The 13,151-nt window shown below is 55.8% G+C and carries 11 protein-coding genes; all 11 read left to right on the forward strand.

Annotation, left to right across the window (positions count from 1 at the left end):
* The first annotated feature begins 2 nt into the window (after positions 1 to 2).
* The 11 genes from QP109_RS05315 (at position 3) to dnaE (ending at position 13,057) form a co-directional block, all read left to right on the forward strand.
* Positions 3 to 1,118 carry a UDP-N-acetylglucosamine--N-acetylmuramyl-(pentapeptide) pyrophosphoryl-undecaprenol N-acetylglucosamine transferase gene (locus QP109_RS05315; RefSeq protein ID WP_502929279.1) on the forward strand — a complete coding sequence of 372 codons (1,116 nt, stop codon included), beginning with the start codon at positions 3 to 5 and terminating at the stop codon, positions 1,116 to 1,118.
* Positions 1,119 to 1,179: 61 nt separating this feature from the next.
* Positions 1,180 to 2,517 carry a UDP-N-acetylmuramate--L-alanine ligase gene (murC, locus tag QP109_RS05320; protein WP_502929280.1) on the forward strand — a complete coding sequence of 446 codons (1,338 nt, stop codon included), beginning with the start codon at positions 1,180 to 1,182 and terminating at the stop codon, positions 2,515 to 2,517.
* 233 nt (positions 2,518 to 2,750) lie between these two features.
* Positions 2,751 to 3,563: a cell division protein FtsQ/DivIB gene (locus QP109_RS05325; protein WP_285023816.1), complete on the forward strand. Its 813-nt coding sequence runs from the start codon at positions 2,751 to 2,753 to the stop codon at positions 3,561 to 3,563.
* A gap of 127 nt (positions 3,564 to 3,690) precedes the next feature.
* On the forward strand, positions 3,691 to 4,956 hold the full coding sequence (gene ftsZ / locus QP109_RS05330) for a cell division protein FtsZ (RefSeq protein ID WP_285023818.1): 1,266 nt from the start codon (positions 3,691 to 3,693) through the stop codon (positions 4,954 to 4,956).
* A gap of 3 nt (positions 4,957 to 4,959) precedes the next feature.
* Positions 4,960 to 5,721 (forward strand): purine nucleoside phosphorylase YfiH/LACC1 family protein, encoded by a 762-nt coding sequence (locus QP109_RS05335; RefSeq protein ID WP_285023821.1) that lies wholly within the window; start codon positions 4,960 to 4,962, stop codon positions 5,719 to 5,721.
* Between the two features lie 180 nt (positions 5,722 to 5,901).
* Positions 5,902 to 6,372, forward strand: coding sequence for a cell division protein SepF (locus tag QP109_RS05340; protein WP_101627294.1), 471 nt, complete (start codon positions 5,902 to 5,904; stop codon positions 6,370 to 6,372).
* Between the two features lie 10 nt (positions 6,373 to 6,382).
* Positions 6,383 to 6,691 carry a YggT family protein gene (locus QP109_RS05345; RefSeq protein WP_006681676.1) on the forward strand — a complete coding sequence of 103 codons (309 nt, stop codon included), beginning with the start codon at positions 6,383 to 6,385 and terminating at the stop codon, positions 6,689 to 6,691.
* A gap of 282 nt (positions 6,692 to 6,973) precedes the next feature.
* Positions 6,974 to 7,642, forward strand: coding sequence for a DivIVA domain-containing protein (locus tag QP109_RS05350; protein ID WP_285023822.1), 669 nt, complete (start codon positions 6,974 to 6,976; stop codon positions 7,640 to 7,642).
* Between the two features lie 173 nt (positions 7,643 to 7,815).
* A complete protein-coding gene (gene lspA / locus QP109_RS05355) occupies positions 7,816 to 8,364 on the forward strand; it encodes a signal peptidase II (protein WP_285023824.1) in 549 nt (182 codons plus the stop codon).
* Positions 8,357 to 9,274, forward strand: coding sequence for an RluA family pseudouridine synthase (locus QP109_RS05360; RefSeq protein ID WP_270771490.1), 918 nt, complete (start codon positions 8,357 to 8,359; stop codon positions 9,272 to 9,274). Before lspA ends, QP109_RS05360 begins: the two co-directional genes overlap by 8 nt.
* Positions 9,275 to 9,505: 231 nt before the next feature.
* Positions 9,506 to 13,057 carry a DNA polymerase III subunit alpha gene (gene dnaE / locus QP109_RS05365; protein WP_285023883.1) on the forward strand — a complete coding sequence of 1,184 codons (3,552 nt, stop codon included), beginning with the start codon at positions 9,506 to 9,508 and terminating at the stop codon, positions 13,055 to 13,057.
* Positions 13,058 to 13,151 lie beyond the last annotated feature (94 nt).

Below are 13,151 nucleotides of genomic sequence, written 5' to 3' on the forward strand. Positions count from 1 at the left end.
ACATGTTGGGCAAAGTTGTTTTGGCTGGTGGCGGTACCGCTGGGCACGTGAATCCGCTGTTGGCTACGGCGACGGTTCTTGCCAAACGTGGATATGACGTCGAGGTCCTCGGAACAGCTCAGGGCTTGGAATCAGATTTGGTTCCCTCTGCAGGGTTTCCTCTTCATGTGATTGAAAAGGTTCCTTTCCCGCGCCGACCTTCCCCTTCGATCTTCACTTTCCCGTTCCGCTGGCGTAAAGCAGTGAATCAGTGCCGTCTGGCGATGCGTGATGCTGATGTGGTTGTCGGCTTTGGCGGATATGTTTCAACTCCCGCGTACCGGGCTGCACGAGGCGCCGGCGTCCCGATTGTCATTCATGAACAGAATGCCAGACCCGGATTGGCAAATAAGGTGGGGGCGCGCTACGCCAATGTTCTTGCGTTGACGTTTGCGAATACTCCGCTGAACGCACGCAAGGGCATCACACAAGTAACGGGTCTTCCTTTGCGTCCTGCTATCGAAGAGCTTGCGTTGGCGCGCCAAGATACCGACGGTGCCCGTGTTGCGCGCGAGCGTGGGGCGAAGAATTTGGGCGTAAACCCCAAGAAGACGACGCTTCTCGTTACCGGCGGATCTCTTGGAGCTCTCCACCTGAACGATGCCATGATCGGTGCGCTTGGCGACTTGCCTGACAATGTGCAGGTGATCCACTTGACCGGCAAAGGCAAAGACGCCCCTGTGCGGAGCAAGGTTGAGAAGTGTTCGGTGGGCGATCGCTACCTGGTTCTGGATTATCTGACGACCATGGAAGATGCTCTTGCATGCGCAGACTTGGTTGTCTGTCGTTCGGGTGCAGGAACGGTTGCCGAGATGACGGCTCTGTCGTTGCCGTGCGTGTATGTTCCGCTGGCTATCGGTAATGGCGAACAGAAGCTGAATGCGCATGACCATGTTGCCTCTGGCGGAGCGCTCTTGGTTGATGATGCGTCATTCAACGCAGATACGGTGCGACAGAAGGTTTTCCCGCTACTGACTTCACCTGAACTGTCCGCTATGGCGACAGCATCGGCAGGATTAGCAAAGATCGATGCTGCCTCGCGTTTAGCTGACCTGGTTGTTTCGCAGATCGCGCGCTAGGGGGAAGAACGTGGAACCTATCGAAGGACACTTCCATTTCATCGGTATCGGTGGAGCGGGAATGAGTGTTGTTGCTGAACTGCTTGCTGCGCGTGGCGCGCGGGTGACTGGTTCAGATCGTGCCGATTCGGATGTTCTTGCGCGTTTGAATGAAAAGGGAATTCACGCATTCGTCGGCCACGATGCCACCCATGTTGATGATGATGCGACGGTTGTTGTTTCAACTGCGATTCGTGAGTCGAACCCAGAGCTGGCCAGGGCGCGTGAATTGGGGTTGGATGTCATTCATCGTTCGCAGGCGTTGGCGCTTGCTGCCAGTGGAATGCGTTTTGTTGGTGTTGCCGGCGCCCACGGGAAGACGACTACGTCTGGGATGATTGCGGTTGGTCTGCGTGCAGCTGGTCTAGATCCGTCGGTCGCGGTGGGTGGAATTGTTCCGCAGTTCGGTTCCGGTGCGCATTTGGGCACGTCGGACGTGTTTGTTGCCGAAGCTGACGAGTCTGATGGCTCGTTCTTGAATTACACTCCATCGATCGAAGTTGTCACGAACGTTGAGCCCGATCACTTGGATCGCTATGGGACGCGCGAAGCGTTCGAAGCTATTTTCGTTGACTACGCAAAGCGTCTGGTTCCGGGTGGTCTTTTGGTGTGTTGCGCTGAAGACGCGGGGACTGTCCGCCTGAGCGAGTCGGCGCGTGAGCTGGGTATTCGCGTGGTGACCTACGGGCGCCCCGATAAGTCCGTGGTGGATGCTGACGTGACGATTTGCGATGTAGAGATGACGCCTTCTTCATGTCGTGCACGAGTCAGCTACGGCGATATCAGCGCGGAGCTTTCCTTGGGTGTTTCGGGCGTGCATAACATTCTTAATGCTGTTGGCGCGTGGATTGCCGGCGTGGAGCTCGGCGTTGAACCTGGCCTGATGGCTTCGTCGCTTGCTGGGTTTACGGGGACAGCTCGCCGTTTTGAGCTCCGTGGAACCGTGGGGGACAGGCGCGTTTTTGATGATTATGCGCATCATCCGACAGAGGTTTCTGTCGCGATCGAACAGGCGCGATTGGTTGCCGATGGCGCTGATGTGACCGTGGTTTTCCAACCTCACCTGTATTCACGTACGCGCTTATTCGCAGATCGTTTCGCCAAGGCGTTGTCGGGCGCGGATCATGTGGTTCTTGCGGATATTTATGCTGCTCGCGAGGATGAAGATCCCGCCGTGACTTCTGGTCTGATTGCGGATCAGATTGAGGGCGCTGAGTGTGTCCACGATATGCACGAGGCCGCTCGAACCGGAGCGCGTCTGACTGGTTCGCGGGGCGTTCTGATCACGATGGGTGCTGGTTCAATCACCCAGTGTGCAGATGATGTTATCGATGAGTGGCAACGCATGGATGCCTCGTGAAGCCACCTCAGCCGCGTCGAACGCCACTCGGATCGACTTCTACGCAACACCAGGCGACGTCTGCTTCTAGCTTGTCGTCAAAGGGATCTGCTACCCAAAAGTCTTCCTCTGAAAAACCTCCATCGCGTCCGGTTGTTGTCCGCCCAAAGCGACCGCATAAGAATACTCCAGAGTCTGGGCAACCCCCAGAGTGTCAACAGGCAGCACACAAGCGAGGGTCAAGGAAATCTTCGTTGCGTTCTGCTCGTATCAAACTTGCCCGGCCGGTGGGGCAGAAGGATGCCGCTGTTCTCTTAGGTGGTGAAAAGCGCAACGAGCGTTCTGAGTTTGATCTGCGTCGCCAAGAGCGAGCTCGAGCGCGTCGGATTCTCTACATCAAGACGATGGCAATGATTGCTGCGGGACTAGCGTTTATCGGTGGTTTGGTGTGGGTATTGCTGTTTTCGCCGTTGTTTGCTTTGAGCGCGTCATCGGTGCACGTTGAAGGCGCAGATGAAACTTTGATCACCGCGGAATCAGTTCTTTCGTCAACTGCGCCGTACGTGGGCACCCCGTTACCTAGGGTTCCGACTGCGACGATCGCTGAATCCATCGAATCGAATGTTGTTGTCGATTCAGCTGAAGTGGAGCGACAGTGGCCGACGGGTTTGGCAATCACAATTGCTTTGCGAACTCCCGCGATGATCGAGGGAAGTGCGGGCGCGTTCCGTCAGGTTGACGATGAGGGAGTGAGTTTCGCTGATGCTCCTACGTTGATTGAGGGGCTTCCATTGGTGAGCCTCCCAGAGAGTGATGAAGAACGAGCCGAAGCGGCCTCGGATGTTCTTTCCTTGTGGTCAAACCTGTCTGAGGCAACAAAAGCGCAGGTTTCGGGTGTGAGCGCCGATGGTAAAACTCTGTCGTTTACGCTGACCAACGGTGCCCAAGTGAAGTGGGGAACTCCGGATGATGGGGCGCTGAAAGCGCAGGTTTTGGACGTGCTGTTGGCTCAAAGGAGCGCCCGTGTGTATGACGTTTCATCGCCGACTCATCCTGTCACGTCATAGTCGACTGTTCGTTCAGCGTGTCGCCTTGAAGAAGGTCTACTCAATCCCTAGCTTTCTTCCGAACGAGAGCAGGGTGAAGTTGAACCTTCAACCTGAAGTTGAGGGTTTGATATAGAAAGAGTGACCAATGGACGAACCTCAGAAGAACAAGGCCATCATCAAGGTCGTTGGCGTCGGCGGTGGCGGCGGAAACGCTGTCGATCGCATGATCGAAGCTGGCATGGGTGGTGTCGAGTTCATCGTTGTGAACACGGACGCTCAGGATCTTCTTCTGTCGAACGCTGATATCAAGATCGATATCGGTCGCGAAATTACCCACGGCTTAGGTGCAGGTGCTGACCCTGAGGTCGGACGTAAAGCAGCCGATGACAACGTTGACCTGATCGCTCAGGCTCTCGAAGGCGCTGACATGGTGTTCGTTACCGCAGGTGAAGGCGGTGGCACGGGCACCGGCGCCGCTCCAGTTGTTGCGCGTATTGCTCGCGAACAGGATGCGCTGACCGTGGCTGTCGTCACCCGCCCGTTCTCTTTCGAAGGCAACCGTCGCGCATCCATGGCAAACAAGGGCGTCGAAGCGCTTCGTGAAGCCGTCGACGCTCTGATCGTCATCCCGAATGATCGTCTACTTGAGATTCAGGACGAAGATTTCCCGATCACTAAGGCATTCGAAGCAGCAGATCAGGTTCTACACTCTGGTGTTCAGGGCATTACCGATCTGATTACCATCAACGGCATGGTCAACGTCGACTTCAACGATGTGAAGTCTGTGATGAAGGATGCCGGCTCTGCCCTCATGGGTATTGGCCAGGCAACCGGCACAGATCGCGCAGTCGATGCAGTCGAGCGCGCAATCTCCTCGTCGCTCCTCGAATCGACAATCGATGGTGCGCGTGGCGTCCTCCTGTTCTTCCAGGGTGGCTCGAACCTGTCCCTGCAGGAAACCGCACGCGCATCGAAGCTCGTTCAGGAATACGTCCACCCCGAAGCCAACATCATCTTTGGTGCGGTCATCGACGAGACACTGGGCGACCAGATCATCGTCACCGTCATCGCCGCTGGCTTTGACGAGCAGGATCAGCAGACCGACATCGCGTCGCGTCCCAGCGTTATCGGAACCCAAACTCCCGCGCAGTCCACGGCACCTGTTGCTACCCCGGCTCCCGTAGCCGCTCCGCAGGAAACTCGCGCGCTCGGTGAGGTTCCGTCCGCTCGCCCAGCCCATCGTGCAACTGTCCAGGTGCCGACCCGTACGCCAACGATTCCAGTTGCTACCCAGCAGCCGGTGCAAGAAGCTCCCTCCGTCGCAGAGGAACCTTCTTTGGAAGTTCCTCGTATCTTTGATGAGGAATCTGAAAGCGCAGCGGATCTGGATATCCCGGACTTCCTGCGCTGAGCGATGCTCACCCAGCTTGGCGGTGCCTCGATCCGCCTCGTTCAGGAGGGTCGAGGCACCGCCTCGTTAAGGAACAATGTTGCGCACCACGTGGGTGACGACTTTCAGCTGGTGAAGGAGCGGAGGCAGCTTCTTGCCAGCGAGTTTGAGCGCCCGATCCTCTGGATGAATCAAACCCACTCTCATGTGATCGGCCTCGTCGTCATGACAGACGGGCACCCAACATTGAACCTCGATGCCCACGCGTCGACGCTGAACCTCAGCGACCCGATGGACACTATTGAAGCCGATGGCGTCATCATCGATGCGCGAGGCTGGCAGGACGCTCCCGGGATTGCTGTCATGACAGCGGACTGCCTACCGATTGTCTTTTCAACGGCGGGCGGAACGATCGTGGCAGCCGTGCACGCCGGAAGAAAAGGCTTGTTCGACGGCATCATTGCTCGAGCAGTGACTCTCATGCGTCGTCTTGCTCCACGCCATGACATTGAGGCGTATATTGCTCCCGCAATCTGTGGTGACTGCTATGAAGTGCCCGCCCAAATGCGTGACGAGTGCGCCGTAGAGCGCCCTGAAAGTGCCTCGCGTACATCGTGGGGAACGCCCGCTCTTGATCTTCCACGCGCAGCTCAAGCAGAACTGCGAGCGCTTGGGTGTACCCGCATTGAAATTGACCCGCGATGCACTCTTGAAGACCCCACGTTGCACTCCTATCGGCGTGATCGTGAGTGCGGTAGGAATGCCACAATCATTTTCCCGGCGTAGCGCATGTGTTGACCGGCGCAGACAGTGGCATATCGCGCGGTGATAAAAGGCTGTTGAGTCCCTTACAGCAGGGGAGTAATCAGATTTTTCCATTCTGTTTTTCGACATACCGGCAGGGTTGCGCCGTAACGGACAGCGCGGGCATTAACGTTGCAGAGCCGACACAATCAGGAGGAAACAATGGCGGATGGTTTCGGAGCTCGAGCCCGTAAGTTCATGGGATGGTACCCGGCTGACGAAGTCGAGGATGAAGCCCAGGATTTTGATCTCTACGAAGACGAAACTACGTACGAGACTGAAATTCCGCAGGAAGAGATTTCCTCCGTCGTCACCCCTCTGCATCGTGAGGACCTTGAAGTGAAGACAACGTCTGACCTTTCGCGCATCGTCACCGTCCACCCGACCGCATACTCGGATGCCAAGACGATCGGCGAAGCCTTCCGCAACGGAACGCCCGTTATCATGAACGTCACCGATATGCGCGAAGAAGAAGCACGCCGTCTGATCGACTTCGCAGCCGGCTTGACCTTCGCTCTTCGCGGTGGTTTTGAGCGCGTGACCAACCGCGTTTTCCTGCTGTCGCCCGCAACCGTAGAGGTTACCGGTGATGTGATTGGAAGCCGTCGCGGAACCCTGTTCAACCAGGGCTGATGAGCTCTCGATGACAGCACTTGTATACGCCGGCTGGGCGATTTACTGGCTCGCGAGCATCTACCTACTGTTCGCGTTCATTCGACTGGTCTTTGATTGGCTTGAGTTTCTTCTGCCGAACTTTAGACCGCGTGGAATCCTGCTTGTTATCGCGAATTTCGTGTACGTGCTGACTGATCCGCCGATTCGGTTCCTGCGTCGAAGAATTCCGCCGCTACGCATCGGTGCCGGTTTGTCGCTGGATCTTGGATTCTTGATTGTTTTTGTCGCACTGATCGTGTTGCAACGAGTAGGAATTTCTCTGGCAACAATTGGCTGACTTCGTGGGTTAAAAGTCGCTAATGTTGCTGCTCAAACGCTGTTATTTGACCGCAATGGTTCCTTTTGAGCCGTTGGAGAGGTGCATGACTGGCCAAATCTCACACGTATAGATTGTGAGTAATGTGTCATGTCAAGTGTTCATTGTTGCGCGTGTGACTATTGAGTCAGATATGATAATCCGTGATGTGTCGATGGACAGTTGTCCGACGACTGTCCTGATGCGCAACCGACGTCAATCGCTTGGGATCGCATCGACCCGACGATATTGAGAGGCGAACACATGGCCCTGCTGACTACAGAGGACGTTCTTAACAAGAAGTTCCAGTACGTAAAGTTCCGCGAAGGTTACGACCAGGTTGAGGTTGACGAATTCCTTGACGAAGTCGTTTCGACGATCTACACCCTGAACGTCGAGAATCAGGATCTGAAGGAAAAACTTGAAGCGGCCGAGCGTCGTATCGCCGAGCTCTCCTCCGGTGCTGAAATTGTCGAGGCTCCGGTTGCCCCGGCAGTCGCGGCCGAAGAAGAGGCTCCTGCTCCGGTTGAAGAGACCGTTGAAGAAACTCCCGTTGAGGAAATTGTTGAACAAGCTCCGGTTGCAGCCGTCGTCGAGACCCCTGCCGAAACCGTAGCGCCCGTCGACACCGAGTCGGCTGCTTTTGCTACCAACATGCTTGCACTTGCTCAGCGCGTCCACGACGAATATGTGCGCGACGGCAAGGAAGAATCCGAGCGCATCATCGCCGAAGCTCACGCCAAGGGCGACGAGATCGTTGCAGACGCTCAGAACCAGCACGAAACCATCCTTGCGAAGCTTGATGAAGAACGCACTCGCCTTGAGGGCACCATCAACGAGCTCCGTTCCTTCGAGTCGGATTACCGCTCGTCGATCCGTGGCCACCTTGAGACCCTGCTCTCCCAGGTCAACGCGGACACCCATCAGGACTGATCTTTTCATCAGATCTGATCTTCACATCGGTTAAATGGCGGTGGTACCTCTCAGGACCACCGCCATTACCATGTGAAAAGCTAAGAAGCATCATCTTTGGCTAGCATATAGAGCCTCGGGCTGCGTTCGCTACGATAAGGCAAACACAAAGGACCCAGAAAGGAGAACCTGACATGGATACTTCCCAGTCAAAGTCTCGCTATGTCATCGCGGGAGCGATTGCGATTGTCGCAGTGGTCCTCGATCAGGTGACGAAGTTCTGGGCGTTATCAGCATTAGCTGATGACACTCACCCGATTCCGATTATCGGCTCGTTGCTTTCATTCCAGCTGCTTCATAATTCGGGTGCCGCGTTTTCTTTGGGAGAAACGTCCACGTGGGTTTTCACCGTTCTCTCGGTTGTCATCATTGGTATCCTGATTGTTGGACTGAGTCGCTCTGTGCGTGTGAGCACGGCGGTCTGCCTTGGTCTTCTGGGGGGCGGAGCGATCGGTAACTTAATCGATCGTCTGATTCAACCCCCGGGCATCGGCGTTGGACACGTCGTTGACTTCATCAACTACAACGGCTTTTTCGTTGGCAATGTGGCTGATATTTGGATTGTGGTTGGTGCAATTTGGCTGGCGTGGGAGTTTTCCCGTGATGGAGCGTTCGCCGGTGAAGGCAACGCAGATGATGCACCTGTCGTGAATTCATTGGGTGACGAGGCCGCGCATGAGTGATACGCGTTTGCTTCCTGTTCCTGACGCGCTGGTAGGAGAACGTGTTGACGCGGCTCTTGCTCGCATGCTCGGGATGTCGCGTGCGCAGTGTGCGGGGCTTGTTGAAGACGGAAATGTCCTGATTAACGGCGTGGTTCCTTCAAAATCGACCAAGCTTGGTGCGATGGATCTGATTGAAGTCACTATCCCAGCGCCCGATACAACCCCACCACCGGTTACCGGCATGGACATTCTTTACGACGATGATGACGTGGTTGTCGTTGATAAACCCGTGGGGGTGGCTGCCCACACCGGACCAGGCTGGAGTGGCCCGACGGTTCTTGGAAACTTGGAAGCGGCCGGTTATCGCATTACCTCGTACGGTCCCCCTGAGCGCCAGGGGATTGTGCATCGTCTCGATGTGGGAACGTCGGGGGCGATGATGGTGGCGAAGTCAGAGCTTGCCTATTCGGTGATGAAGCGTGCGTTCAAAGAACGAACCGTGACGAAGATTTATCACGCGGTCGTTGCCGGTCATATGGATCCGCCGTCGGGCACGATTGATGCTCCTATTGGTCGCCACCCGTCGCGGGAGTGGCGCATGGCCGTCATCGACGGTGGGAAGCATGCGGTGACGCACTATGACACGTTGGAACTGATGGCGGGGGCATCTTTGCTGGAAATCCATTTGGAGACCGGGCGAACCCACCAGATTCGTGTCCACACCGCGGCAGTGGGGCATCCGTGTCTCGGAGACGTTTTCTATGGGGCTGATTCGAAGAAGGCCGAAGAACTGGGCCTCGTGCGCCAGTGGTTGCATGCCGTTGAACTGACGTTTAACCACCCGCGTACCGGTCTGCCCACAACTGTTCGCTCACCCTATCCCGCTGATCTGCAAGCGGCTTTGGAATCGTTGAGGGCCGCCAACTGATACCGCAATCGGCGTAGCGGGCACCGGCAAACCGCGCCGACGTGTTGTGTACTGAAAGTATGTCCATGCATCCCTCACAGGTGGGCAATCTTTGGTCGCGTGATGAAGAACGCAGGCGCGTCAATACGTCGAAAACCGCTGGTCGAGTTTGTGAATCTGCGTGATTTCAAGGAAAGCTCTCAAGCTCCTTCGGGGGTGCTTAATCACCCGATGACGGCTACCATCGAGACCATGGCTGATTCCTTCGTTCACTTGCACAACCACTCCGAGTACTCGATGCTTGACGGCGCAGCAAAGACGAAGGCGATGGCTGAAGAAGCGGCTCGTTTGGGTCAGCCCGCTATTGGCTTGACCGATCACGGCTACCTGTTTGGCGCATACGACTTCTACTCGAACTGTAAGAAGGCCGGGGTCAAGCCGATTATTGGTTTGGAAGCCTATGTGACTCCCGGTACGTCGCGTTTTGACCGTCAAAAAGTGCGATGGGGAGAACCCTGGCAAAAGAACGATGACGTGTCGGGGTCCGGTTCATACAACCATCTGACGCTGATCGCCTATTCAACCGAGGGCATGCATAACCTGTTCCGCCTCGGCTCCTATGCCTCAACTGAAGGACAGTTTGGTAAGTATCCTCGCGCGGATAAGGAACTACTCTCTCAGTTCCACGAGGGCTTGATTGTGTTTACCGGGTGTCCTTCGGGTGCTGTTCAGACGCGTATGCGCCTTGGCCAATGGGACGAGGCAGTCCGTGAAGCAGCCGAGCTCCGCGATATTTTTGGCGCAGAAAACTTCTACGTTGAGCTCATGGACCACGGCATCGAAATGGAACGTCGCACCCAGCTCCAGCTACTGGAATTGGCGAAGTTGATGGATGCTCCGCTTGTCGTGACGAATGACGCCCACTATGTGAAGAAGGAAGACCGTAAGATCCAGGACGCTCTTCTCTGCATCAACTCCGGCTCGCGTATTTCTGACCCCGATCGATTTAAGTTTGATGGCGACGGCTACTACATTCGTCCCAGTGAAGAAATGCGCGAGCTGTGGAAGGAACTTCCACAGGCATGCAACTCGACTCTGGAAATCGCTGAACGTTGCGAGGTGCACTTCACGACCACCGATGATGGCGCAAACTACATGCCTGACTTCCCGGTGCCCGAAGGTGAAGACAAGACCTCGTGGTTCATCAAAGAGGTTGAAAAGGGCCTCAACTATCGTTTCCCGAACGGTATTCCCGACGATGTCCGTAAGCAGGCGGAATACGAAGAAGACGTCATTATTTCGATGGGCTTCCCCGGTTACTTCCTGACGGTGGCAGACTACATTAACTGGGCGAAGAGCCAAGGTATTCGCGTCGGACCTGGTCGTGGTTCGGGCGCAGGATCAATGGTTGCCTACGCCATGAAGATTACAGAGCTGAATCCTCTTGAACACGGTCTGATCTTCGAACGCTTCTTGAACCCAGAACGTATCTCGATGCCCGACTTCGACGTCGACTTCGACGAACGTAGGCGCGACGAGGTCATTCAGTACGTCAAGCGCAAGTACGGCGAGGATCGTATTTCGCAGGTTGTCACTTACGGCACGATTAAGACAAAGCAGGCCCTGAAAGATTCTGCCCGTATCTTGGGTAAGGACTTCAAGGTGGGCGAGCAACTGACGAAGGCGCTACCGCCGTCCATTATGGGCAAGGACATTAGCGTTCACGGCATCTTTGACAAGGATGACAAGCGTTACGCCGAAGCTGTCGAGTTCCGTAAGTACTACGAAGAAAACCCGGAGACTCACGAGGTCGTTCAGTACGCGCTCGGTCTTGAAGGTTTGACCCGCCAGTGGGGCGTTCACGCGTGTGCGGTCATCATGAGTTCGCATGCGCTGACCGACATTATTCCGATTATGAAGCGTCCCCAGGACGGCGCGATCATCACGCAGTTCGACTATCCGACGTGTGAAACACTCGGCCTGCTGAAGATGGACTTCCTGGGGCTTCGTAACCTGACGGTCGTCTCGGACGCGCTGGAAAACATTGCGCTGAACGGTAAGGAAGAACCGGATCTGGAACACCTGGAGTTCAACGATCCGAAGACATACGAACTCCTGTCCGCCGGCGAAACGCTGGGTGTCTTCCAGCTTGATGGTGGCGGTATGCGCGACCTTCTGAAGCTGATGAAGCCCGACAACTTCGAAGATATTTCCGCTGTCGGCGCCCTGTATCGTCCAGGTCCGATGGGCGCGAATTCGCACACGAACTACGCGCTGCGTAAGAACGGGAAGCAGGAAATTACGCCGATTCACCCCGAATTGGCTGAGCCACTGGAATCGATTCTGGGTACGACCTACGGCTTGATCGTGTATCAGGAACAGGTCATGCAGATTGCGCAGAAGCTGGCGGGCTACTCACTTGGCCAGGCAGATATTCTGCGTAAGGCAATGGGTAAGAAGAAGCCCGAGGTTCTGGCAAAGCAGTTCGAGGCCTTCCAGCAGGGCATGTTGGACAACGGCTATTCGAAGGAATCAATCCAGGCTCTCTGGGATGTCGTTGTTCCCTTCTCCGCCTACGCATTCAACAAGGCACACTCGGCCGCATACGGTTTGGTGTCCTACTGGACCGCGTTCTTGAAAGCGAACTACAAGACCGAGTACATGGCGGCCCTGCTGACGTCCACGAAGGACAACAAGGACAAACGTGCGCTCTACTTGGCTGAAGCCCGACACATGGATATCACGGTTCTTCCCCCCGACGTCAATGCGTCGCAGGGTAACTTTGCGCCAGACGGTGAAGCGATTCGTTTCGGTCTGAACGCGATCCAGAACGTGGGCGCGAACGTGGTTGAAGCCATCGTTGAAACCCGAAAGGAAAAGGGCCCGTTTACCTCCTTCCAGGACTTCCTGGACAAGGTGCCTCAGGTTGTGTGCAACAAGCGCACGATTCAGTCACTGATCCGTGCAGGTGCGTTTGACTCGATGGGCTACACGCGTCGTGCAATGCTGTCGTGTTGTGACGAGGCCGTTGAAGCAATCACCGATGTGAAGCGTAACGAAGCGATTGGTCAGTTCGACCTGTTTGGTGCGTTGGGTATGGATGCCGGCGCTGATAGCGGTTCACATGCCCTGGGGGTCACTATCCCGGATATCCCTGAATTCGACCGCAAGTTCAAGCTGTCTCAGGAACGCGAGATGCTTGGCTTGTACGTGTCGGATCATCCACTTCGTGGCATTGAAGGAGCGCTGGCTCGCTATCAGGATCACGAGATCGCGCAGGTCGTCGGGTCTGAGGATTCAATGTCGAATCAGACGGTGCGTATCGCGGGTCTGATTTCGAATGTTCAGACGAAGGTGACGAAGCAGGGGAGTGTTTGGGCCGTTGCGACCCTCGAGGACCTATCGGGTTCGGTTGAAGTTCTCTTCTTCCCGCGTTCTTACGAGACGATTTCAACGCATCTTACGCAGGACATTGTGGTTCAGATTGAGGGTCGCGTGAATGTCCGCGATGAGGGCATGTCGATTTACGGCCAGTCGATGACGATCTTGGACTTGCGTGAGGACGGCGATACTCCGCTGGAGCTTCAGCTTTCTGCAACGCGGTGCACAGCGGAATTGCTGGGCGAGTTGAAAGATGTCTTTCAAGCGTTCCCAGGTGATTCTCCTGTCCGTTTACATATCCGCGAGCGCACGGGCACGACGATCGTTGAGTTGGATCAGCGTTTGCGCGTGTCGCCGACGGGACCGTTCTTCTCACATGTGAAGGCTATCGTGGGCATCGACGGAGTCCTGAGCGCGCACTGAGCTACTTCGGGGGCCTGGTGTTAATGGGACGAGGCCGACCAGCGTTGTTGGTTGCTTCTCGTGTGTCGGGGTCGAATGCTGGGATGGCGTGGCT

Origin of the sequence: Pauljensenia sp. UMB9872 (assembly GCF_030212665.1) — a bacterium.
Lineage (GTDB): Bacteria > Actinomycetota > Actinomycetes > Actinomycetales > Actinomycetaceae > Pauljensenia > Pauljensenia turicensis_B.

What these genes read in the sequence shown, in the direction of transcription:
- QP109_RS05340 (WP_101627294.1), top strand. Translation starts at nt 5,902, where the DNA reads ATGGCGGATGGTTTCGGAGCTCGAGCCCGTAAGTTCATGGGATGGTAC.
- lspA (WP_285023824.1), top strand. Translation starts at nt 7,816, where the DNA reads ATGGATACTTCCCAGTCAAAGTCTCGCTATGTCATCGCGGGAGCGATT.
- QP109_RS05315 (WP_502929279.1), top strand. Translation starts at nt 3, where the DNA reads ATGTTGGGCAAAGTTGTTTTGGCTGGTGGCGGTACCGCTGGGCACGTG.
- QP109_RS05345 (WP_006681676.1), top strand. Translation starts at nt 6,383, where the DNA reads ATGACAGCACTTGTATACGCCGGCTGGGCGATTTACTGGCTCGCGAGC.
- dnaE (WP_285023883.1), top strand. Translation starts at nt 9,506, where the DNA reads ATGGCTGATTCCTTCGTTCACTTGCACAACCACTCCGAGTACTCGATG.
- QP109_RS05335 (WP_285023821.1), top strand. Translation starts at nt 4,960, where the DNA reads ATGCTCACCCAGCTTGGCGGTGCCTCGATCCGCCTCGTTCAGGAGGGT.
- ftsZ (WP_285023818.1), top strand. Translation starts at nt 3,691, where the DNA reads ATGGACGAACCTCAGAAGAACAAGGCCATCATCAAGGTCGTTGGCGTC.
- QP109_RS05360 (WP_270771490.1), top strand. Translation starts at nt 8,357, where the DNA reads ATGAGTGATACGCGTTTGCTTCCTGTTCCTGACGCGCTGGTAGGAGAA.
- QP109_RS05350 (WP_285023822.1), top strand. Translation starts at nt 6,974, where the DNA reads ATGGCCCTGCTGACTACAGAGGACGTTCTTAACAAGAAGTTCCAGTAC.
- murC (WP_502929280.1), top strand. Translation starts at nt 1,180, where the DNA reads ATGAGTGTTGTTGCTGAACTGCTTGCTGCGCGTGGCGCGCGGGTGACT.